The organism is Prochlorococcus marinus XMU1405 (genome assembly GCF_017696275.1).
Classification (GTDB): Bacteria; Cyanobacteriota; Cyanobacteriia; order PCC-6307; family Cyanobiaceae; genus Prochlorococcus_A; species Prochlorococcus_A marinus_AB.
This window is the reverse complement of record NZ_JAAORF010000003.1, coordinates 19,878-40,181: the sequence shown is the minus strand read 5'-3', so window position 1 is coordinate 40,181 and position 20,304 is coordinate 19,878. Positions and strand designations below refer to the sequence as shown.

Annotated in this window: 27 protein-coding genes and 1 tRNA gene; 18 read left to right on the top strand and 10 right to left on the bottom strand. The window is 31.1% G+C overall.

Annotated elements, in window-relative coordinates; genetic code table 11:
• Window positions 1–243: 243 nt before the first annotated feature.
• From HA148_RS06155 to HA148_RS06125, 7 genes are all read left to right on the top strand, one after another.
• A complete protein-coding gene (locus HA148_RS06155; protein WP_209131138.1) occupies window positions 244–2,130 on the top strand; it encodes a carbamoyltransferase family protein in 1,887 nt (628 codons plus the stop codon).
• Window positions 2,130–2,531, top strand: a complete 402-nt coding sequence (locus tag HA148_RS06150) for an SxtJ family membrane protein (RefSeq protein WP_209131136.1) — start codon at window positions 2,130–2,132, stop codon at window positions 2,529–2,531. Before HA148_RS06155 ends, HA148_RS06150 begins: the two co-directional genes overlap by 1 nt.
• A 2-nt stretch (window positions 2,532–2,533) precedes the next feature.
• Window positions 2,534–2,695: a DUF5989 family protein gene (locus HA148_RS06145; protein WP_209131134.1), complete on the top strand. Its 162-nt coding sequence runs from the start codon at window positions 2,534–2,536 to the stop codon at window positions 2,693–2,695.
• Between the two features lie 147 nt (window positions 2,696–2,842).
• Window positions 2,843–4,081 carry an SGNH/GDSL hydrolase family protein gene (locus HA148_RS06140; RefSeq protein WP_209131132.1) on the top strand — a complete coding sequence of 413 codons (1,239 nt, stop codon included), beginning with the start codon at window positions 2,843–2,845 and terminating at the stop codon, window positions 4,079–4,081.
• Between the two features lie 442 nt (window positions 4,082–4,523).
• A complete protein-coding gene (locus tag HA148_RS06135; protein WP_209131130.1) occupies window positions 4,524–4,829 on the top strand; it encodes a DUF3764 family protein in 306 nt (101 codons plus the stop codon).
• 85 nt (window positions 4,830–4,914) lie between these two features.
• Window positions 4,915–5,223, top strand: coding sequence for a hypothetical protein (locus HA148_RS06130; protein ID WP_209131128.1), 309 nt, complete (start codon window positions 4,915–4,917; stop codon window positions 5,221–5,223).
• Between the two features lie 105 nt (window positions 5,224–5,328).
• Window positions 5,329–5,667: a DUF3303 domain-containing protein gene (locus HA148_RS06125; protein WP_209131126.1), complete on the top strand. Its 339-nt coding sequence runs from the start codon at window positions 5,329–5,331 to the stop codon at window positions 5,665–5,667.
• Between the two features lie 191 nt (window positions 5,668–5,858).
• Here HA148_RS06125 and HA148_RS06120 read toward each other — a convergent pair whose 3' ends face one another.
• Entirely contained in the window at window positions 5,859–6,008 is a 150-nt protein-coding gene (locus tag HA148_RS06120) for a hypothetical protein (protein ID WP_209131124.1), read from the bottom strand.
• Window positions 6,009–6,609: 601 nt separating this feature from the next.
• Here HA148_RS06120 and HA148_RS06115 point away from each other — a divergent pair.
• Together HA148_RS06115 and HA148_RS06110 are read left to right on the top strand one after the other, a co-directional pair.
• Window positions 6,610–6,882: a DUF3303 domain-containing protein gene (locus HA148_RS06115; protein WP_019480434.1), complete on the top strand. Its 273-nt coding sequence runs from the start codon at window positions 6,610–6,612 to the stop codon at window positions 6,880–6,882.
• A gap of 50 nt (window positions 6,883–6,932) precedes the next feature.
• Window positions 6,933–7,196, top strand: a complete 264-nt coding sequence (locus HA148_RS06110) for a hypothetical protein (RefSeq protein WP_209131122.1) — start codon at window positions 6,933–6,935, stop codon at window positions 7,194–7,196.
• 418 nt (window positions 7,197–7,614) lie between these two features.
• On the opposite strand, the gene HA148_RS06105 is transcribed toward HA148_RS06110, so the two are convergent.
• Both HA148_RS06105 and HA148_RS06100 read right to left on the bottom strand, forming a co-directional pair.
• A complete protein-coding gene (locus HA148_RS06105; protein ID WP_209131120.1) occupies window positions 7,615–7,830 on the bottom strand; it encodes a hypothetical protein in 216 nt (71 codons plus the stop codon).
• Window positions 7,831–7,893: 63 nt separating this feature from the next.
• Window positions 7,894–8,142 carry a DUF1651 domain-containing protein gene (locus HA148_RS06100; RefSeq protein WP_209131118.1) on the bottom strand — a complete coding sequence of 83 codons (249 nt, stop codon included), beginning with the start codon at window positions 8,140–8,142 and terminating at the stop codon, window positions 7,894–7,896.
• Between the two features lie 185 nt (window positions 8,143–8,327).
• Between HA148_RS06100 and HA148_RS06095 the strand changes: the two genes are divergently transcribed.
• The gene (locus HA148_RS06095) at window positions 8,328–8,507 is read left to right on the top strand and encodes a hypothetical protein (RefSeq protein ID WP_209131116.1); all 180 of its coding nucleotides are present in this window, start codon (window positions 8,328–8,330) and stop codon (window positions 8,505–8,507) included.
• A gap of 56 nt (window positions 8,508–8,563) precedes the next feature.
• Complete coding sequence (locus HA148_RS06090; protein WP_209131114.1) at window positions 8,564–8,962, top strand: YbhB/YbcL family Raf kinase inhibitor-like protein; 399 nt, start codon at window positions 8,564–8,566, stop codon at window positions 8,960–8,962.
• Between the two features lie 114 nt (window positions 8,963–9,076).
• On the opposite strand, the gene HA148_RS06085 is transcribed toward HA148_RS06090, so the two are convergent.
• Window positions 9,077–9,150, bottom strand: a tRNA-Pro gene (locus tag HA148_RS06085).
• A gap of 213 nt (window positions 9,151–9,363) precedes the next feature.
• On the opposite strand from HA148_RS06085, the gene HA148_RS06080 reads away from it, so the two are divergent.
• From HA148_RS06080 to HA148_RS06060, 5 genes are all read left to right on the top strand, one after another.
• Window positions 9,364–10,701: a hypothetical protein gene (locus HA148_RS06080; protein WP_209110591.1), complete on the top strand. Its 1,338-nt coding sequence runs from the start codon at window positions 9,364–9,366 to the stop codon at window positions 10,699–10,701.
• A 111-nt stretch (window positions 10,702–10,812) separates the two neighbouring features.
• Window positions 10,813–11,151 (top strand): DUF3303 domain-containing protein, encoded by a 339-nt coding sequence (locus HA148_RS06075; RefSeq protein ID WP_032515361.1) that lies wholly within the window; start codon window positions 10,813–10,815, stop codon window positions 11,149–11,151.
• 664 nt (window positions 11,152–11,815) lie between these two features.
• Window positions 11,816–11,953 (top strand): hypothetical protein, encoded by a 138-nt coding sequence (locus HA148_RS06070; RefSeq protein WP_011863181.1) that lies wholly within the window; start codon window positions 11,816–11,818, stop codon window positions 11,951–11,953.
• Window positions 11,895–12,599: a HupE/UreJ family protein gene (locus HA148_RS06065; RefSeq protein ID WP_209110590.1), complete on the top strand. Its 705-nt coding sequence runs from the start codon at window positions 11,895–11,897 to the stop codon at window positions 12,597–12,599. Before HA148_RS06070 ends, HA148_RS06065 begins: the two co-directional genes overlap by 59 nt.
• A gap of 395 nt (window positions 12,600–12,994) precedes the next feature.
• Window positions 12,995–14,248 (top strand): integrase, encoded by a 1,254-nt coding sequence (locus HA148_RS06060; RefSeq protein ID WP_209110589.1) that lies wholly within the window; start codon window positions 12,995–12,997, stop codon window positions 14,246–14,248.
• Window positions 14,249–14,290: 42 nt separating this feature from the next.
• Here the strand turns inward: HA148_RS06060 and arsB are convergent, their stop codons facing one another.
• Window positions 14,291–15,301, bottom strand: a complete 1,011-nt coding sequence (arsB, locus tag HA148_RS06055; protein WP_209110587.1) for an ACR3 family arsenite efflux transporter — start codon at window positions 15,299–15,301, stop codon at window positions 14,291–14,293.
• 99 nt (window positions 15,302–15,400) lie between these two features.
• On the opposite strand from arsB, the gene HA148_RS06050 reads away from it, so the two are divergent.
• Entirely contained in the window at window positions 15,401–15,802 is a 402-nt protein-coding gene (locus HA148_RS06050; protein WP_209110585.1) for an OsmC family protein, read from the top strand.
• Here HA148_RS06050 and HA148_RS06045 read toward each other — a convergent pair.
• Window positions 15,792–16,397 carry an HD domain-containing protein gene (locus HA148_RS06045; RefSeq protein ID WP_209110583.1) on the bottom strand — a complete coding sequence of 202 codons (606 nt, stop codon included), beginning with the start codon at window positions 16,395–16,397 and terminating at the stop codon, window positions 15,792–15,794. The genes HA148_RS06050 and HA148_RS06045 overlap by 11 nt on opposite strands.
• Entirely contained in the window at window positions 16,394–17,119 is a 726-nt protein-coding gene (locus HA148_RS06040) for a phytanoyl-CoA dioxygenase family protein (protein WP_209110581.1), read from the bottom strand. Before HA148_RS06040 ends, HA148_RS06045 begins: the two co-directional genes overlap by 4 nt.
• Before the next feature lie 84 nt (window positions 17,120–17,203).
• Between HA148_RS06040 and HA148_RS06035 the strand changes: the two genes are divergently transcribed.
• Window positions 17,204–17,629 carry a GNAT family N-acetyltransferase gene (locus HA148_RS06035; RefSeq protein ID WP_209110579.1) on the top strand — a complete coding sequence of 142 codons (426 nt, stop codon included), beginning with the start codon at window positions 17,204–17,206 and terminating at the stop codon, window positions 17,627–17,629.
• Here the strand turns inward: HA148_RS06035 and HA148_RS06030 are convergent.
• From HA148_RS06030 to phnD, 3 genes are read right to left on the bottom strand one after another with little or no spacing between them, the layout of a single operon-like run.
• Window positions 17,610–18,566, bottom strand: coding sequence for a phosphonate dehydrogenase (locus HA148_RS06030; protein ID WP_209110577.1), 957 nt, complete (start codon window positions 18,564–18,566; stop codon window positions 17,610–17,612). The two genes, HA148_RS06035 and HA148_RS06030, sit on opposite strands and share 20 nt — an antisense overlap.
• Window positions 18,567–18,576: 10 nt before the next feature.
• A complete protein-coding gene (gene phnE, locus HA148_RS06025) occupies window positions 18,577–19,374 on the bottom strand; it encodes a phosphonate ABC transporter, permease protein PhnE (protein ID WP_209110575.1) in 798 nt (265 codons plus the stop codon).
• 38 nt (window positions 19,375–19,412) lie between these two features.
• Window positions 19,413–20,291, bottom strand: coding sequence for a phosphate/phosphite/phosphonate ABC transporter substrate-binding protein (gene phnD / locus HA148_RS06020; protein WP_209110573.1), 879 nt, complete (start codon window positions 20,289–20,291; stop codon window positions 19,413–19,415).
• Between the last annotated feature and the right edge of the window lie 13 nt (window positions 20,292–20,304).

Here is a 20,304-nt window from a genome sequence, read left to right as displayed (position 1 = left end):
ACCTTTCAAATTTATTTTTCAATTAAGAAGATTTATTTGATTTGGAATATTGCTTGATTTTGCCAAAGCTTAGAAAAAATTCCATATAAAATATTACTTAAAATAACTTTTATTAATAAATAATTTTAATTGATGTACAAAAATTATAAAACGCAAATAATAAAAATAAATTTTGCCAAAAGTAATATGGCAAAGTTTTAGATATAATACTATAAATTTTCTAGAAATTTATTTTTAAAATTAATGAATTTAAATAAGATAGAAAATATAAAAGATAAAAAAAATATAATTGGGATTTCATGTTTTTATCATGATAGTGCAGCTACTTTAATTAGTAATGGGGAAATTGTTAATGCAGTACAAGAAGAGAGATTTTCCAGAAAAAAACACGATTCAAGATTTCCAATTAATGCCATCACATTTTGTTTGAAAAATAATAATTTAGATTTACGTGATATAGATCACATTGTTTATTATGAAAAACCTCTTTTAACGTTTGAAAGATTATTAGAAACATACTTGGCTGTAGCGCCAAGGGGGATCAGATCATTCGTTTCTGCAATGCAGGTTTGGTTAAAAGAAAAACTTTTTTTAAAATCAGAAATGAAGAATAAATTCAAACTTATCCAAAAGCAACTTCTACCAAATGAGACTCCTTTTGTTCCTAAGATCCTTTTCACAGAGCATCATCAAGCCCATGCATCAGCTGCCTTTTATCCAAGTCCTTTTGAAGAATCTGTGATTCTTTGTATGGATGGAGTTGGAGAGTGGGCAACAACATCTGCGTGGATTGGTAAAGGGAACGAAATCAACCCTATTTGGGAAATAAGTTTTCCCCATTCTTTGGGCCTTTTGTACTCAGCTTTTACATATTATTGTGGTTTTAAAGTTAATTCTGGAGAATATAAGTTAATGGGTCTTGCTCCTTATGGAACCCCAAAATATGTCAAGTTAATAAAAGATAATTTAGTAGATATTAAAGAAGATGGAACCTTTAATTTAAACATGAAATTTTTTAAGTATCATCGTGGTTTCGTAATGACAAGTAATAATTTTAAAAAACTTTTTGGAATGCCTCCTAGGGAAAAGGAAACAGAATTAACACAATTTCATATGGACTTGGCAGCATCTATTCAAGTTGTTACAGAAGAGATAGTTATTAAGATATCTAAATCTCTCAGAAAAGAGACAGGGATTAAAAATATTTGTCTAGCAGGAGGAGTAGCATTAAATTGTGTTGCTAATGGAAAACTACTTAAGGATAAAATTTTTGAAAATTTATGGATACAACCAGCGAGTGGAGATGCAGGATCATCTTTAGGAGCTGCACTTGTATGTTGGCACGAATATTTAGGAAAAAAAAGAATAATTAACCCTCAAGATTCAATGAAAGGGACTTACCTCGGTTGCAATTATTCAAATGAGGAAATTATTTATTACTTAAATAATATAAATGCCCCATTTAAGAGTTATAAAGATGAGACTCTTTTTGAAATTATCTCTGAAAAAATTGCAGAAGGTATGGTTGTAGGTTGGTTTAATGGCCCAATGGAATTTGGACCTAGAGCTTTGGGAGGAAGATCAATAATTGGAGACCCTCGTAATCAGAAAATGCAAAGTTTAATGAATCTCAAGATAAAATATAGGGAGAGTTTTAGACCTTTCGCTCCATCAATTCTCGAAGAAGATGTGGCAGATCAATTTGAACTTAGTACTGTTAGTCCTTATATGTTATTAGTAGCACCTGTAAAAAAAGAATTATGTTTTGACATGACAAAAGAGCAAAAAGAGTTGTTTGGCATTAAAAAATTAAATATACCTAGATCTAGTATTCCAGCAATTACTCATGTTGATTATTCGGCAAGAATTCAGACTGTTAACAAAAAAACTAACCCTAGATACTATGCACTAATTAAAGCTTTTAAAAAAAAGACAAATTGTCCTAGTATTGTAAATACTTCTTTTAATGTGAGGGGCGAACCAATAGTGTGCAAACCAGAGGATGCTTATAAATGTTTTATGAGAACAGAAATGGATATTCTTGTTTTGCAGAATCAAATATTATTTAAAAATGACCAACCTAAAATAAAAGATAATAAAGATTGGGAACAAGAATTTGAATTAGATTAATGCTTCTGAGAAAAGAAACCAAAAAAGAACTACGAGAGTTTGGCATTTTAATTGGATTTATTTTTCCAATATTGATTGGATGGATTTTACCTTTTTTAACAGGCCATGATTTCAGAAAATGGACCTTATTAATAAGCATACCCTTTTTAATGTTGGGAATTATTAAACCAAAGTTACTTCTTTTTCCTTATAGAGCATGGATGAAGTTAGGTCTAAGCTTAGGTTGGATAAATAGTCACATTATTCTTGGCATAGTTCATATATTTGTTTTAATGCCTATCGCATTCTTTATGAAAATATTCGGTTATGATCCACTCAGGTCAAAACAATTAGAAATTAATAAAAATTCATACAGAGAGGTGAAAAGAAATACTAAAATTGATTTGAGTCGTATTTTTTAAAAATGGAAAGTTTTTTAGATCTAGCTAAAGATATTTGGGATTTTCTAAGAATAAGAAAAAAATATTGGTTAGCCCCTCTAATCATAACTATTGTCCTTATGGGAGCACTAATTGTTTTTACTCAGGGTTCTGTAGTTGCTCCTTTCATTTATTCTATTTTTTAAAAAATTACTAGAAATTATTTGCGAAATATCTTTAATATCATGAATAATTTTAAATGTAAGTTTTTAATACTAATAAAAAAAAATTTCATTTTTAATGAGGGTATAGATAGCTATATTAAAATTTAAATCTCTTAATAAAATATTTAAGTGAAAAATTTACAAAAAAATTTTTTAATTGCTGGAATAACTACTCTATCTATACTTACTCCTCTTTACATCTTTACATTAATTGAATTGTTATCAAGACCAAGGAATTTCGAAATTCAAAGAATTGAAAGAAATAATAGATTAAAAATAGAATTTCCTGAAAAAATAAGACTTGCAAAAAAAGGATTTATGCCAAACTTTATTCCTAAAAAAACACGTAAATTCTTTATTGACAATAAGTTTTATCCTGTGGGGACTTTACCTTATACCAAAACTTCATATTGTAATGAAGGTTATGGAGTTGTTTCATATAAGTCTGATCGATTTGGTTTACGTAATTCAGATGAAAATTGGGACTTACTAAACTCTTCAGATACTACTTATTTTGTCGGAGACTCATATGTGGCAGGAGCATGTGTAAATGATGAATTTACTTTTCCAAAAGTTTATGAAGAAATTTCTTCCGATAATGTTATCAATTTGGGGAGTAGTGGAAACACTCCATATGAATATATTGCTGTTCTAAGACAAATAGTTTCTCCAATTATTAAGACAAATAACCAAAATAAAAAAATTGTTTTAGTTTTTTACGACAATGACAATAAACCTTTCAATGAGAAAATTGAAAAACAAGCTTTCCAAAGTGAAGAAATAGCCATAATTAGTAAAGATCAATCTATCCAACCAAAAGAAACGTATGTAAAATTACTTAAAAAAGTTATCAAAGAAAATTATCCTAATAATAAGATTGCAATAATTAACAAATATAAAGAAGAACAAGAAGAACTTAAAGATAAACTCAATACCTATAATTTTAAAAATAATTTTCCATATCAATTCTTTACTTTAGTTCCATTAAGAATAAGAATTAACTCTCTCCTAAATATTAATCAAAACAATGCTAATAAATGCATTGGGGGAAGAGATTTGTGCGATCTTGCCAATAGTCCCAGTGTTAAAGCTATTAAAACTTTAAAAACAATCTGTAACCAAAAAGACTCATGTTCTCCATTCGTGGTGTATATCCCAAATAGTGCTTATTGGAGAAATAATCCATTAAGTAGTAGATATTTTAAACACATAAAAGATGCTGCTAGGATTCATAAAATCACTTTTATAGATAGCTCAAAAGTTATAGATAAGAATTCCAAGAATGATTACGCACCTTCTGGTCCTCACTTATCAAAAGAGGGATATCAAAAACTTGCAAGGTTTCTAAATAAAGAATTAAATTACTAATTTGTATTAGTACTTAAAAATACTATAAAAAAGTAGTCACACTTAAAAATAAACCTTAAATCAATGAGGGATTCTTTAATTCATCTATGTGTAATTAAAACTTTTGGGGAATCTTCGTAGAGGCTAGAACCTCTACTAGAGCCCCTTTCTCATCTGAGAAAAAAATCAATAAAAAAGATAGTTTAGGAAACTCCATAATATAAATTGTTTTTTAAGAGTCGGGACCACGGGATTCGAACCTGCGACCTAGTGCTCCAAAAATACTTAACAGGACTAGTGCAGCACTACCCTTTCTAGCTATACTATTTTTTGCTTAGTTTAACGTGGTACTTCCTGACAAATTAAGCATTATTTGTCTGCAATCAATTTATTTGGAACGATTTTATTTAGTATTTATTTGATTCTCAGTCTATATATAATAAGGGCAACTAGCTCTTTTTTTATGTCTTGTTCAGTCACTTCCGTGTTTACTTTTAAAATTGAAAGCACTTTCGATGAATGGGCTGCGATATTTGATAGTGCAGAAGCAGATAAAAGGCATTCAGAATTTGATATTAAGCCTCTTTTCAGAGGAGTAAGCAAGGAAGATCCTAAAAAAATTATTGTTATTCATCAAGCGCCTGAAGGTAATGTTCAAAAGTTTGTGGAAGCAAATGGTGACTGGATGGCAACTCATAGAGTTGACTTATCAACAATGGAAGCATCCTCTTGGACTGCTTCATTAATAAAAGAAAGTTGCTGTGATTAACAAATGAAACTCCTACTATTTGCCTTGCTAATAGTTAGTTATTGAATGCCGATCTATATTAGAGGGAATTAAATCCCTCTTTTTTATGACTGCTCAAAATTTTATGAATGTTGTTCGATTTAAATTAAAGTCAGATTGTGTAGATAAGTATTTTGAGGTAATAGATAAAACAAGTTTTGAGGGGATGACTCAAAGATATATCGCTCAAACTGGCACTTATGATTACTGTTTTGTTGGCATATGGAAAAGTGCAGAAGCTATTGCAGCGCAAAGACCAGCTATGATCGCTCACCTTGATGAGGTTAGAGGATTTATGGAAGAGTTGTCACCTGAACTTGGAGTTACTGATCCTGTTTCAGGAAATATTGTTTCTAAAGTTGGTTATCATAATTGATAGTAGATTTTAAAAAAAGTTCTAAATTAGAAGTATTCATTTCGAGATTTTTAACCCCAATTTTAAATACATTATCTTAGAAGTGTGTGAAGACTTATTAATCAAATGAATACTTATTTAGTAACTGCAACTTTTAAAAATGTTGCTCTAATGGGCGCAGCTTATGATCTTTTTTTAAAGGTTATTGAAGATGGAACTTTGAATGATGAGTTTGAAGGATTCAAAGTTTTGGGAAGGTATCATGCCTCTTACTCAAATAATGTTTATATTATTGTCCAAGCTTCAGCAGGTATAAAAATGACAGAACACTTTGCTCCTTGGAAAGTTAAGTTTGATATAGATTTTGATATTAAGCCAGTTATGACTGACGATGAAAAGGTTGCTGAGCATAAGCTTGTTGGTTCCTTAATGTCAGCAGAACAAAAAATGGGATTCACAGGTTAATTATTTTTTTTAAAGATGTAGACAATGAATATTTTGTTTCTGTATTGAAAGAGGCCTAAAGATTAAAAATACTACCGATATATATCAAGTAATTTTATATATATTCCCAATATTACTAATATCGCTAAACCTACCTCAATAATTGCATTTGGTTGATTATTCCAAAGCTTATTTAAAAATTCCATTAAGTACTAAACAGCAAATTGGTAATTTCTATACAATTTCCTATAGTCTTCATGCAATTTTTCAGTTGCTAATCTTCTTTTGTTAATTGCTTCTCTAATCAAATCCATTTCGTGGAAGTTTTGATTGAGGATTGTGAAAGGAGTAATGAGTTTCATAAGACCTCCTATATCTTCACTTTTATTATCCTTCTATTGTTATTAAATTAATAGTGCGGTTTTAGGAACAAAAAAGGGTTAAAACTGTACCAAAACTTCAAAATGTATTTTTTAGTTCATAATTGTCTTATTGAATAATTGAGAACATCTTTGAACAACTAAGAAAAATCTTGCAATTGTCGGCAATTTGTCGGCTTGACTAACCGACATAATTTTCATTAATAAAAGCGAGTCTGGGTAACTCACTAATATGATTTTTTTTAAAGAATCGGGGCAAAAGGATTCGAACCTGCGACTTAGCGTCCCCAAAAGACTCGATCTATCAAATTAAATTTCCTTTAAATCCTAGTAATAGTCAAAATTATTTGAACAGAGTGGATTGAGTTTGAGATCCCAATATATAGGGATATCCTCGAAGATTATACAAGGTGTTTATAGACTCTAACTCCCCCTCTATGACATAGTGCTCTCCTTTGACTAGGGTGGAGATTTGATAGTTTTTTGGAAAGTCGATCTACAATAAGGGGCAATTAACAATATTTATTTTCAGGAATTATTTTTTTTGCTAGTAATAGAAAGCCAATAAAAATTAAAAAACAAAATGCTTTATGTTCAGCATTGGTCATTTAAGGCCGGATATCATCAAAAAGGTGCAGAAAAATTTCTTGGTGGAGGGGGAGATTATCCTGGAGTTGAGATGATTGGAAGATATCACGCACCAGGATCTTTAGAGGGTTGGATAGTTTTAAAGACTGATGATCCAAAAGCAATATATCAACATGCTGCTGAATGGGGTGAATTTCTAAATTGGGAAACCACGCCCGTATTTACTGATGAAGAAGCAGGTCCAATAGTTGCCAAAGTTTACTCATAGAGTGCGGTTGACATTAGATCTAAAATAAGGAGCGATTGGCTCCTTTTTTTATGAACACTCTCATCATTTCTACTTTTAGCTGTACATTTGAAGAATTTAAAAATGATGTAACGACATTATTTCTTGAAGAAATGTGCAAGGCGTTTGTAACTGATTATGAGTTTGTAAAAGTCAACGAACACAAATCTCATTTATTAATGAACTGTACTGACTTAGAAAAATTAGGTGCAGAGATGGAATCTCCTTTCGCAAAGGAATGGGATAAAAAAAATAACTGTAAGGATACCGTATATTCGATAGAACTTGTTGCGTAAATGAAACGCCCAATATTCCCACTACTAGCTTCATTTACCTTACCTACTTGCTGTTAATGCTGATTGAAATTAAGTAAAAAAAAATAGCAGAAAATTACAGTTAATTTGAGAAAAATCTTATTGGTGTTATCCTCATTGGGCAATGGCTATAAAGTATTGAAGGAATTTTTACAGGAGCTTTGGCAGAATCATCATGACCCAGCTCATGCAACTTATGGAATTATTGGAGTAATAGTATTGTTGGTAATTTATAATCGCTTACTCAATAAATATCAGTAAAAAGAAACCCCTCCAGAAATTCCAACTACTTAGAGGGTTATTATATCGACTCGCAACTATATCGAATCAATCTATGTCTTGAGGCAAACGTAGAGTCTGCTTGAGAAGTTTGGCCTCAATTAATTTATATCAAAAATTTTTAAACTCTCGCTACTTTTCGTTCCGCTTGTCGTTTTTTTAGAATTGAATAGGCTTGTGAAGCCCATTTTCGAGAAATATTAAGTTCAGAATCTAACTTTTCTCTAAGTAATTTGCCAATTTTAAATACTTCTACAAAGCCTAGATAAATTATTACCAGCACCTTAGCTATGTTTACTGCAAAAGATGCTATCTTTTCAATTCTTTGATCTTGCATTTGAACTTATCCAAGTTAACTAAAATTACCAGTTGTAAGAAATTATGCAAATGTTTTTTCAAATTAAAAATAACCTTTAAAGATAGAAGTTTTCTTCCAACCTTCATCTAAAAGTTGCTTATATTCTTTTCTTGCAGCTTCTATAGTTTCTACTCTGCTTCCCTTCAAAACTGGCTTACTAGATCGCTTATATACGCAACCATAAGAAATCATCATTGCATCAATAGAGGGAGAAGGCTCGGAAACATCTTCGAAAGGTTCGAATATTTTTATTCTTGATCTATCTTTATTTATTAAAGTAAATTTCTCCATAATTTATCTATTTGGTTCTTTATATATATTAAGGAAATCATCTGAAAGCTCGATTTATGTATCCTCTAAGATTCTAGCTCCTTCTACCACTCCTCTTTAAGAGGCATGAGACAACATACAATAAAAAAGTGAGCCTGGCTAACTCACTAGTATGAATTGGTTTTTAAGAGTCGGGGCGACAGGATTTGAACCTGCGACCTAGTGCTCCCAAAGCACTTTTTAAGAAAATAGAGCACTTAGTCTATAGATCACTCCTATGCTTTGAAGAATTAGCTAGAGCTATCAATTGGTTGGGAAATACAATTTGTTGGCCATATGTTGGCGAATATTGGACAATTTATTTTGTTAAAGTTAATGATTTTTAAAAGATCAAATTCTGGAAAATGGTAAATTTAAAAAATAAATACTTCACTGAAATTAAATGAATTTAAAATCATTTTTGATTTTTGGGACTATTTTGGCTACCCCAGTATCATGTTTAGCAGAGGAATTTTCTATTTCTTTTGAATGGGGAGATATAAAAAAATGTAATACTGGTAATCCAAATAGAGTATCAAATCCAATTTTTACTCTAAATAATGTCCCTGAAGGTACGAAATTTCTTAAATTTAAGATGAAAGACAAGAATGTACCTGGTTTTAATCATGGTGGAGGAAAAATTGAATACTTTGGAGAAAACGTTATAGAGCCAGGTGCATTTATATATAAATCTCCGTGCCCACCAGGCGGAACACATACCTATGAGTGGACAGTTACAGCTCAATCTAAAAAAAGTGGTGGGAAATTAGCGGTCGCGAAAGCAAAGAAAAAATATCCTTAAAACTCTTTCAAATCTTTAATTTGTTGGCTATTTGTTGGCCACTATGAGCCAACAAGTAAAAGCAATAAAAAAGCGAGTCTGGGTAACTCGCTAGTATGACTTGGTTTTTAAGAGTCGGGGCGACAGGATTCGAACCTGCGACCTAGTGCTCCCAAAGCACCCGCGCTACCAAGCTGCGCCACGCCCCGCTAAACATCATTCTAATCTATGAGAGGGATGTTAGTAAACAAAGTCACAAAAAGAATTTTTGTAGTAATAACAAGCGTTTTACTTACTTAGATTATAATAGTGTCAATGGATTTAGTGCAATATCTAGTCAACCTTTGTTATAACCCGAAGACACTCTGCGGTTGCATTTTGCGTACAAATTGCGTACATTGTGCCTATGTGTACGCAAATTAATGCCCAAACTCAAAAATAATGAAGCATGGGTAAATGGCTTAAGAACAGCCATAAGATCTTCTACTGCAAAGGGTTGGACTGTTAGAGAACATAGAGGACTTGCAAGATTAGAGGTTAGAACTGGTAATGGGATGCGTTCTGCCCAATTAATGAAGAATAATATTCCTTTTTCTTATTCATCCCAGAATATGGGAGATATTATTACTCGTGTTAGGAATATCTATGTTGAGATGGCTAACAATGGCGGAGATTTTGATACTGCGGTTGCTGTATGCGCGGGTTTAGCTCCTAAATTAACTTATTCCCACGATTGGGTTGGTGCAAAGGATGACTTTGAAAAATATAAAAAAGAGATGGGAACTGGTATTGCTAATGGAACTTGGACTAAAGAGTATGAACCTGTAATCACTTACGCAGTTAACTTATTAAAAACCAAAGATGCTCCAATAAATGCAGATAAATTATTAGAAATTTGTGCAAAAAATGGAATTGAAAAGGTTACTGACTATATGAGAAGAAATAATATTGCACCAAAACCATTAACTTATGAACTTGGTGGTAGAGCTAGAGAACAAAGAGTGAGAAATCTTGCTTCTTTTTTAAAGTATTGCGTTACTAAGAAAAATTATCCTAGTGATTGGCTTCCACCTGATGACTTAAGAGAATACATTGGAAGACCTTCTAAAGAAGCTAAAAAAGCCAGAAACAAAAAAGCATCAATAGAAGATCAAGAGTTTATTAATTTAATAAATTCTCTACCAACAGAAACAGGGCAACCGCATCATATACTCGCTGCCAAAAAATGGGTCAATGCAATGAAGCTTTGTGCTGTTTTTGGTTTACGACCTATTGAATTAAGACACTTAGTTTATAAAAAGAGAAAAGATGAACTTTGGTGTATGTATGAAAAAAGATCGGGTCAGGGTGTAACAAAACCAAGAATATTAGAACCTCTTTATCTAGTAGATAATGATGGCAATGTTCATTATGAAGAAGTAGTCAGATTGTACAAAGCAGGTCTATTAGAACTTCCCTATCAATGTATGCCAGATTGCAAAACTGTTGAGGGTGTTGGAGATCAAATGGGTAAATGGTTAAAACAAAAAGCGGGTTGGATTTCTCTTAAAGCATTAATGGCCAAGCGGGGCGAAAGTCTTGGTTGTTATAGCTTTAGACATTCTTATTCCTTAAGAGGTCATCAATTAGGAATTGATGCGGGTAGTGTTGCTGATGCAATGGGGCATACATTAAGAACACATCTTGAGTCGTATGATTACGCAAAAACTACAACTACTAAAAAAGCATTTATAAAAGCTAGAGAACTTCAAGCGGTTTAATTATTGACAGTCGATCTAAAAAAATTCCTTTAGCAGAAATATTCATTTCAAGATCCTTAACTCAATACTAAATGCTATACCCTATAAAAGATTTATAGATTTATTAATCAAATGAATACTTATTTAGTAACTGCAACTTTTAAAAATGTTTCTCTTATGGGTGCAGCGTATGATCTTTTTTTAAAGGTTATTGAAGATGGAACTTTGAATGATGAGTTTGAAGGATTCAAAGTTTTGGGAAGGTATCATGCCTCTTACTCAAATAATGTTTATATTATTGTCCAAGCTTCAGCAGGCATAAAAATGACAGAACATTTTGCTCCTTGGAAAGTTAAGTTTGATATAGATTTTGATATCAAGCCAGTTATGACTGACGATGAAAAAGTTGCTGAGCACAAGCTTGTTGGCTCATTAATGGCAGCAGAACAGAAAATGGGATTCACAGGTTAATTATTTTTCAAAGATTTATTTTGCGTAAATTTTGCGTGAAGCAAAAATTTGAGTGAACTAGGTATTAGCTGAGACTTATTGCTGAAACTCATAGGGCTAAAAGATTCGAACCTGCGACCTAGTGCTCCCAAAGCACTTGTATGTAACTTTGAGAAAAATATAAGAATATAGATTATAACTAGAGTTATCTATTGTGTTGGAACGTTTCTGAGTCTCAAATTCATGCCTTGCTATCGCATGAATTCGCATGAGATCGTCACTTAGCTACCCCTCTAGCTACCCCTTTTACACCCGAGTGCCTTCTTGTAGTTATCACCCCAAAAAATAATTGATAGTCGCTATTGAATTCCAAGAAGAAAGAATTAATGCTTTGGAAGGTAAAAGAATTATTGATATAGAAGCTGAGTGAAGTTATCTTTTTAAATAATAATCATGAATGTGATTTTCATTATCAAAATATTATTTAAAAGGTTTGTTATTGTTTTGTTAAATAATATTCATGAACATGATTATCATTTTTAAATTTTGTTAAATAATATATTTCTTAATTAAATAAAAATGATAATCGTTTTTTAATTTAATTTTATAAAATGTATAAAAAATTATTACTAGCATTAATTTTTAGTCATATATTGTTTATATTTAGAAATAAATTTTCCAAATTATGGTTATTACTTTTACAAAACATTTAGTAACAGATACTTTGATTTTAAACGAGAAAGAAGTTTGTCCAGGTTGTGGTTGTGTTTGTCCTTGCGAATGTACAGATTGTGAAGAATGTTCACCATGCAAAGATCATTAATTTAAATAGAAAAATGAATTCTAAAAATTTTTTTCATAAGAACTTAAAAGTCTCTTTAATAATCTTCCCTGTATATTTGTTTTTTATTAGTATCTATAATCCAGTATTTGCTCATCATCCATTTGGTATGGGTGAGAGTTCCACATTAACTTCCTGGCAGGGATTTATCAGTGGTATTGGTCATCCCTTATTAGGTCCAGACCATCTCCTTTTTATTTTGGCAATAAGTCTTATTGGATTGAGATTCCCAAAAAAATGGATATTACCTTTATTAGGTTTTGGTTTAATTGGAAGTGCTATTGCGCAAATTTTGTCATTGCCAGAATTTATGATTCCCTACGCAGAAGCATTAGTATCTTTAAGCTTAGTTTTAGAAAGTTTGATAATTTTGGGCTATTTACCTAGCTCATTACTTTTACCCATGATCTCTTTGCATGGTTACTTGATAGGAGGTGCAATTATTGGTGCTGAGCAAAGTCCTCTATTAAGTTACTTTTTAGGAATATTTATAGGGCAAGGATCTTTGCTCTTAATAGTCCTATACTTATCAGAGCATATTGGAAAAATTTTAAAGAATAAAAATTTGGTTTCGGGAATTTTAATCGGTATTGGAGCAGCCTTTTCATGGGTCGCACTTATTGATTAAGCACTTATTGATTAATAAGTGTTCTAAAATTTTTGGGGAACAACCTAATTGATGGAATTGTCAATAAAAGGCACTAGATAAGTAAGTGACGACCGCAACAACTGTATCCTAGCTACCCCTCTAGCTACCTTTTCTTAATGTGAGACAACAAATAATAAAAAAGCGAGTTGAGAGACTCGCTAGTATGACTTGATTTTTTAGAGTCGGGGCGACAGGATTCGAACCTGCGACCTAGTGCTCCCAAAGCACTATGACTCTTCTAGTGAGACAAAGGGATCTAAGCTATAACTGAAGTCATACTCTGCATAAGACTGCACGAGACTGCACACTTTTGCCTTACTCAGTTGAAAATCCACGGAAATCCGTGGACAATAGGTAGAGCACTCGGTCATTAAATGCCACAATCAAACAATTGGGTAAAAACATTAAGAAGGGCAATAAAGGAATCTATTGGATCTGGTTGGACAGTAGAAAATGATAGAGGGAATATGCGTTTAATATATGGAACTAAGACAACTGGAAGAAAATCTATAAACCTTCCTTACTTATGGGAAGAGAATCAAATGATTGAAGCATTGAAGTTTATAGAAGAAGGAGCAAACACTTATTTAGAAAATAATGGAAAGATCCTTTTAAAGACCGCTTTTAAATATGCAAGAAACTCTTCTTCGGAAGTCAAACTTGATTGGGAAGGGGCTTTTGTTAGATATAGAAAAGAAAGATCAGATATTAAAGAAAACACTTGGAATAAAAAGCATCTTCCTGTTTTAGAGGGAGTTATGTTCTATATGAATAGAGCAAATCATAGACCGCAAAATGCTAGAGCTTTATATAAAAAGGTAATTAATGAATATAAGCATGGACAATACAATCAATTAGTTGGTTGGCCACCTGACAAGGCAACAATAAGAAGGCATATGAGATTAGCTTTTAATAGTTTTTTAGATTATTGCTGCAACTATGAAGATTTCCCTTCTTATTGGAGACCAAATTATGGAAATTTCAAAGATAATAATGAAGAAAAAAATATAGCTAAAAAGAAAGATATTGGTTATCCATTAACAGATGCCCAGATTGGAAGATTAGTAGATAACTTTATTGACCAACCACAAGCCCAAAGATGGAAGTTTGCTGCTCAACTTTGTTCAGTTTATGGATTAAGACCAGAAGAACTTAATCATCTGGTTCTCAGAAATAACAAGACAGAACTTTGGTGTATATACCAAAAAGTAAATTCTAATTTTAAAGAAAGACAACTATTGCCTTTATTGGTTAGAGATGTAGATGGAGAACCTTTTGATTGGAACTACAACTTAGTGCAAAGGTTGGCAGCGGGAGAAGAACTGCCAAAAATTCCTCTAGGTAATGGCGGTCAAAACTTTGGAGAATATCTTAGGAGGAAGAGCATTAGAAAGACTTGGTTGTCTATTTGTGCAGAAGCAGAAGCAGAAGGACAAAAGTGCAAACCATATTCCTTCCGTCATAGATACGCATATGTTGCTCACACTAGACCTATGGAAGATGGAACAATGCGAGCACCTAAACAAATTGCTGATGCAATGGGGCATGATCTACAAACACACCTAGAAAGTTACGCTAGATTTATGACCAAAGATCTTAAAAAGGCTTTTGATTTGGCAGAAGTATGAGCACTTATTTAGAAGAAAGAATTCAATGGTATGAAGAAAATATTACTTTATAAATAATATTTTGGAAGACTTAGAAATATTTACTAAATAAAGCATCAAAGGAACTTCTACTAGTACCCCAACTATAGTGGCTAAAGCAGCTCCTGAATTAATCCCAAAAAGAGTTATCGATACAGCTACTGCAAGTTCAAAAAAGTTTGAAGCTGCTATCATCGATCCTGGACAGGAAATAGAATACTTTTGCCTAAAAAACTTCATTGAAAAAGCAGTTAAATAAAAAATAAAAAGAGTCTGTATTATTAATGGAATTGAAATTAAGATTATATGAATAGGATTTTGTAATATAGATTTTGATTGAACAAAGAATAATAAAAAGACTGTAAGAATTAAAAAAAACAACGAATAACTTTTACTTTTATTCAAAATACTTTTTATTCTTTTTTCGCTATAGATTTTATTTTTTAAAAATATTGCTAGAAAAAGTGGTACCAAAATAAAGATTATTACAGAACCGAAAACAGTATCTAACGGGATATCTATACTGTTAAATCCTAAAAGAATTTTTGACAATAATGGAAAGGCTAAAATTAATATTAGATCATTAATAGCTACTTGGATTAAAGTAAATAAAGGATCGCCTTTAACAAGATTACTCCAGACAAAAACCATTGCTGTACATGGCGCTATTCCTAATAGAATCATTCCAGAAACATATTCTTTAGCAAGTACAGGATCTATAAAATTACCATATAAAAAATATAAAAAAGAGGCTGCAATGATGGCCATTGAAACTGGTTTTATTAACCAATTAATAAAAAGGACAATAGAAAATCCTTTAATCTTATATTTCAAATTTATTATTGACTTGAAATCTATTGATAACATCATTGGGAAAATCATTCCCCAGATAAGAATTGCTATTGGAAGATTTATTCTTGAGAGCTCTAATCCGCCTATAAATTGAGATAAATTAGGAAATAAATAACCGGATAAAGATCCAATACACATTGCTAAGAAAACCCAAATACTTAGATATCTATCAGAAAATTGCATTTAAAATTTTTTAATCAATTATTAAATTTAGCAAAATTTTTTGGCCTTAATCTTAACTTAATTTACCCATAATAAGCTCTTAAAAATAGCTATTTTTATATGTCAATTAAGGCGAAATATGTAGGTGAATTTCGGAGTGAAATTATCTTCGAAAATCAATTAAAAATAAAAACAAATTCGAATAGAAATTTACATGATTCTTGCGAACAGACTAAACCCTCAAATCTATTGTCTGCATCTTTAGCTTCTTGTATTTCAACAACTCTTGGAATAATTCTAGAAAAGAATAATATTGAATCAAAAAGTTTTTATGTTGATATTATCTCTAAAAGTGATGTTCAAAATAATAAAATTTCAACCTTGCATTGTAAAATATGCCTTCCACTTATTAAGAAATTAAAAATAAAGAACTTTATAAAAGAAAAAATTGAATCATCATTCATAAGCAATTCTCTTAAAGAATCTATAAATATAAGCTATGAATATATTTTTAATAGATAGCTAATCTTTCGGCAACAATCATTTCTTTATAAGTATCTAATTCTTCAACTTCTTTAAGAGAAACCTTTCCTCTATCATCCCATTTTCTTAATCGAACTGCATCTTTGAAGTATTTATTATTTTCTAGTTCATTAATCTCTTCTTTATTTAAAGCACCACCTTGTACCTTAAAACTATTTTTAGATGCTTTAGATAAACTTTCATAATAAGAATTATCGATTGAGCATAAATATCTTTTTGCTACAACGTGTAAGCGAATACTTTCTGTAATTTCTTCAGAGAAAAAATCTTTTAAAAAATTTGAAGCAATATTTTCATGGTTAAGATCTTTTTTTAAGAAATCATTTTTTGAGTCATTTTCATCTATTAGAAGATGACCTATATCGTGTAACAAAGAAGCAATTACTATATGCCTTCTGCCATCTTCAGTGCGAGCGAGTGAAGCTGTTTGGAGACTATGTTGTAATTGAGTGACTGATTCATCATAATTAGTTTTTCCTTCCTCCTTAATAAAGTCAAATAATAAATCTACAAATTCATTGTTATCAGAATTTTGTAATTTGTTTTTGAAGTTTTTAATAGTTTTGTATTTCATTTAATTGCTTCTCCTTCAAAGTGACCTATTAAACTTACATATCCATCTTTAAGAGAGTTCTTTTTAAAGTCATAATAATCTTTTCTTAAATCGCCTTCAGTTTTAGCATTATAAGTTACATAGAGCGCTCTTCTTGGACGACTAGATTTATTTGTTGAACTTCTGTGAGGAACAAAAGAATCAAAAAATACTGCGCCTCCTTTTTTAAGAGGTATCTTCTCCCAAACAAATTTTTCTGCGGTTAGTGAATCTATACACCCCTTTTCATCAATATTTATTATGCCCTCATTATTTCTACCTCTTGCAAATTCCAAACATCCATTATTTATATCAGAGTCATCTATAGCTAATAGCATTGTTATGTGTTTTTTCCCAAAAGGATAAGCAGGAGCATCTTGATGAGGTGCATATCCAGCTCCCCCTGGGTATTTATAATTTATTTTTTCCTTGAATAATATTGGTTCATCATCAAATAGCATAGTTAAATAATCTTTTATTGATGAACTTAAAAGAAATTCCCTAAAAGATGTATGCGAGCTTACAAAGTTTTCTGTTCTTGAAAGCACTTTACCATTAACTGTTTTTTCATAATGATGGTTAACCTCTTTAGAGTCGTTAAGTTCACTAATCCATTTTTCAATTGCCTCTAAATCAACTTGATTTATTAGGTTCTCATTAACTATAAATCCGTCATTATCGAATTTTAATTTTATATTGTTCAAAACTGATTCCACCTCAATACAAGTCTTAACAAGATATTAAACATTTATGATTAAGATAAATTTAAGAAGAAAAGATAATTAAGAATGCCAATTTCAATTAGAAAAATATATTCTAATCAAACTATTGATATAAGGCATGAAGCTATTTGGCCAGATAAAAAAAGAGAATTTTGTATTCTTGAAGATGATAAAAATGGTACACATTTTGGTTTATATAAACAAGAGGAATTAATATCAATAATTTCACTTTACATTAGAGAAAGTAAAGCAAGAATTAGAAAAATGGCCACAAAACCTGCTTATCAAAACAAAGGATTTGGGTCTAAATTAATTTGTCATTCAATTTCTTATTTAGAAAAAAAAAAAATAAATTATATTTATTTATTTTCTAGAAAAAAAGCCCAAATGTTTTATGAAAAATTCGGTTTTTTATCTGAAGGTGATTATTTCAAAAAAGAAAATATCTCTTATATAAAAATGTATAAAACTATTAATGATATAAAAAGTTGATAATATTTTGAGCAGCTTCTAATTCAATAAAAAGTCTAACTTCATCAACTGCTGAGCCAAGATGAGGAGTAAAAAAAGTCTTATCTTTTAAATTTAATAATTCCTGATTAATTTTTTTTGGTCGATCTTTTATCGATAAATCTTCAAATTCAAAGACATCTGAAGCATATCCTCCTATGTGCCCAGAATTAATTGCTTGTGCAATTGCACTCTCATCTACTACAGAACCTCTTGAAGTATTAATAAGTAAACAATTTTTTTTTATTTTTAAAATATTTTCAAAGTTAATAAAATGGTAAGTATCGTTTTTTAAAGGTAAAAGAATAACCAAATAATCAGCCTTCTCAAAAAGATCATTTAATTCCAGATATTTGGTGTTTAGTTGTTGTTCATCTATTGAATCTAATTTTTGTAAATCATGATAAAAAAGTTTTACATTAAAACCTTTAATCTTCCTAGCTACTTCAACCCCTAATTTACCCATACCTAGAAGACAAACATTTTTCCCTTCAATTCCATTTGAGAAGAATTTTGGTTCCCAACCTTTAAACTTTTCAGATCTAACATATTCATCACCTATTAGTAGATTTCTTGATAAACCAATAAGAAGTCCCAATGTTAACTCTGCTGTAGGGGAAGCAAGTAAATCTGGGATCATTGTAAATTTTATATTTCTTTTTATGCACTCTTCCAAATCAATATTGTCAAATCCTCTTAGTGCTCCAGAGATGATCTCTAAATTTTTTGAATTATCTAAAAAGTTCTTATCAATTCTATCTGGCATAAATACCATCACACCATTTGCATCTTTACATAAGAACTTTAATTTTTCATAAGTTAGAGGTTTATCATTTTGGTTACTAATTACTTCAAAATTTTTTTCTAATAACTCAATAACTTCAGTATGAACTTTATTGGAAATAACAACTTTCTTCATTTAATGAGAATTATTCAGATACTGATTTCCTGAGATAGTTACTCATGCTATCTAATACAGTTACTACGACTAAAACTACTATTAATAAAGCTGATACTTGAGCATAATCCATTATCCTCAAAGCACTTATGATCTCTAAACCTATACCACCAGCCCCTACAGCACCCACAACCATTGAAGCTCTAAAGTTGTATTCCCATCTATAAAAAGTAACATCAGCCATAGCAGGAAAAACTTGAGGAAGAATGCTATGCACAATAACTTGTAGATCACTTGCGCCAGAAGCTCTAGCTGCTTCTATAGGTTCCTTGTCACAAAGCTCAATAGCTTCAGCATAAAATTTACCTAACATTCCAACAGAATGAAGACCTAATGCCAATGTCCCCGGTAGAGCACCAAAGCCAATCATTGCAACTAGAATAATTCCTAAAATTAATTCAGGAACAGCTCTTGTGACGTTTAAAATTAGTGTTGCTAAGTTGTAAACAATTGGATTTATAGTTGTATTTCTTGCAGCAAAAAAACATAGAAGTAAAGATAAAAAAACAGAAATCGAAGTTCCTGCGATACTCATTGCCAAAGAGTCTATTAAAGGTTTAAACCAAGTTCCAGCTCTTGAGAAATCAGGAGGAAACATTTCCGGCAGTAATTTTAAAACTGCCGGAATACCTGTACTTATCCTTTCAAAATCGAAAAGACCTATAACTGCTAAAGAAGAAAATACAAATATCAAAATTATGAGAACCCTGAAAAATTGTTTTTTCCAAGTCCTCCTTTCGACCTCTAAAATTCTTTTGAATTTATCCATTTAATAATTTTTTTATTTGTATTTGTAAAGTGATTTTTTTACTTAACAAACTTAGAAAGATCAAGACCTAGAAGTTTGCCTGCTTTTCTAATACCGTCATAATCACTATCAGTTATAGATGCGAAACCATCAGCGTTAAAAGGTTTAAGGACTTTGTCACTATCTAGATCTAAGAAAGTAACTCTTATTTTTTCTTTTAATTCAGGAGATAAAGTTGAACGCATTGTCCATGGATATTGAGGAATAGGAGAAGATTGAGCAATAGTTGTTACTTTAGAAGGGTCAATAACTCCTTTCTTCTTTAGGGATTTAAGAATCGGACATGCCATTCCTCCTGCTTGAGCATTTCCATTTTGAACTGCTAAGGCAACAGCATCATGTGATCCTAGAAAAACTCCTTGAAAATCCTTGCCTTTAGTAAGTCCATTTTCAGCAAGAGTTAACTCAGGGAATAATCTACTAGAGGTTGAAGCTGGATCTCCAAGAGCAAAAGTAGTACCTTTGATATCATCAAAACTAGTAACACCTTTTTTAGTGTTTCCAATTATGCAGGAATTATAAGTCTTAGTTCCTCCTTTAATCCTTGCTGCAAAAGGTTCAATATCACTTACTGCTTTAGCTAAAACATAAGATAAAGGTCCAAAGTAAGCTAAATCCAACCTATCGTTTCTAGCTGCTTCAATCATTGAAGAATAATCAGTAGTAACAACTAACTCTATTTCCTTATCAAAGGCTTCAGTTAAGTAATCTTTTAGACCTTGATTATCTTGGATAACGGTTGCAGCATTTTCATCAGGAATTAATGCAACAATTAACTTATCAGGATCAGCACTTGGTCCAGCATTTTTCGTAGAGCATGCCGAAGTAAGCGCCACAAGAGAAATAGTAAAAACGCTTAAAAGAGATTTAAGTTTCATTTTTTTGTTTAAG

Excerpts from the sequence above, each read along its gene's own strand:
- HA148_RS06155 (WP_209131138.1), top strand. The coding sequence starts at position 244 with ATGAATTTAAATAAGATAGAAAATATAAAAGATAAAAAAAATATAATT.
- HA148_RS06150 (WP_209131136.1), top strand. The coding sequence starts at position 2,130 with ATGCTTCTGAGAAAAGAAACCAAAAAAGAACTACGAGAGTTTGGCATT.
- HA148_RS06145 (WP_209131134.1), top strand. The coding sequence starts at position 2,534 with ATGGAAAGTTTTTTAGATCTAGCTAAAGATATTTGGGATTTTCTAAGA.
- HA148_RS06135 (WP_209131130.1), top strand. The coding sequence starts at position 4,524 with ATGTCTTGTTCAGTCACTTCCGTGTTTACTTTTAAAATTGAAAGCACT.
- HA148_RS06130 (WP_209131128.1), top strand. The coding sequence starts at position 4,915 with ATGACTGCTCAAAATTTTATGAATGTTGTTCGATTTAAATTAAAGTCA.
- HA148_RS06125 (WP_209131126.1), top strand. The coding sequence starts at position 5,329 with ATGAATACTTATTTAGTAACTGCAACTTTTAAAAATGTTGCTCTAATG.
- HA148_RS06120 (WP_209131124.1), bottom strand. The coding sequence starts at position 6,008 with ATGAAACTCATTACTCCTTTCACAATCCTCAATCAAAACTTCCACGAA.
- HA148_RS06115 (WP_019480434.1), top strand. The coding sequence starts at position 6,610 with ATGCTTTATGTTCAGCATTGGTCATTTAAGGCCGGATATCATCAAAAA.
- HA148_RS06110 (WP_209131122.1), top strand. The coding sequence starts at position 6,933 with ATGAACACTCTCATCATTTCTACTTTTAGCTGTACATTTGAAGAATTT.
- HA148_RS06105 (WP_209131120.1), bottom strand. The coding sequence starts at position 7,830 with ATGCAAGATCAAAGAATTGAAAAGATAGCATCTTTTGCAGTAAACATA.
- HA148_RS06100 (WP_209131118.1), bottom strand. The coding sequence starts at position 8,142 with ATGGAGAAATTTACTTTAATAAATAAAGATAGATCAAGAATAAAAATA.
- HA148_RS06090 (WP_209131114.1), top strand. The coding sequence starts at position 8,564 with ATGAATTTAAAATCATTTTTGATTTTTGGGACTATTTTGGCTACCCCA.
- HA148_RS06080 (WP_209110591.1), top strand. The coding sequence starts at position 9,364 with ATGCCCAAACTCAAAAATAATGAAGCATGGGTAAATGGCTTAAGAACA.
- HA148_RS06075 (WP_032515361.1), top strand. The coding sequence starts at position 10,813 with ATGAATACTTATTTAGTAACTGCAACTTTTAAAAATGTTTCTCTTATG.
- HA148_RS06070 (WP_011863181.1), top strand. The coding sequence starts at position 11,816 with ATGGTTATTACTTTTACAAAACATTTAGTAACAGATACTTTGATTTTA.
- HA148_RS06060 (WP_209110589.1), top strand. The coding sequence starts at position 12,995 with ATGCCACAATCAAACAATTGGGTAAAAACATTAAGAAGGGCAATAAAG.
- arsB (WP_209110587.1), bottom strand. The coding sequence starts at position 15,301 with ATGCAATTTTCTGATAGATATCTAAGTATTTGGGTTTTCTTAGCAATG.
- HA148_RS06050 (WP_209110585.1), top strand. The coding sequence starts at position 15,401 with ATGTCAATTAAGGCGAAATATGTAGGTGAATTTCGGAGTGAAATTATC.
- HA148_RS06045 (WP_209110583.1), bottom strand. The coding sequence starts at position 16,397 with ATGAAATACAAAACTATTAAAAACTTCAAAAACAAATTACAAAATTCT.
- HA148_RS06035 (WP_209110579.1), top strand. The coding sequence starts at position 17,204 with ATGCCAATTTCAATTAGAAAAATATATTCTAATCAAACTATTGATATA.
- HA148_RS06030 (WP_209110577.1), bottom strand. The coding sequence starts at position 18,566 with ATGAAGAAAGTTGTTATTTCCAATAAAGTTCATACTGAAGTTATTGAG.
- phnE (WP_209110575.1), bottom strand. The coding sequence starts at position 19,374 with ATGGATAAATTCAAAAGAATTTTAGAGGTCGAAAGGAGGACTTGGAAA.
- phnD (WP_209110573.1), bottom strand. The coding sequence starts at position 20,291 with ATGAAACTTAAATCTCTTTTAAGCGTTTTTACTATTTCTCTTGTGGCG.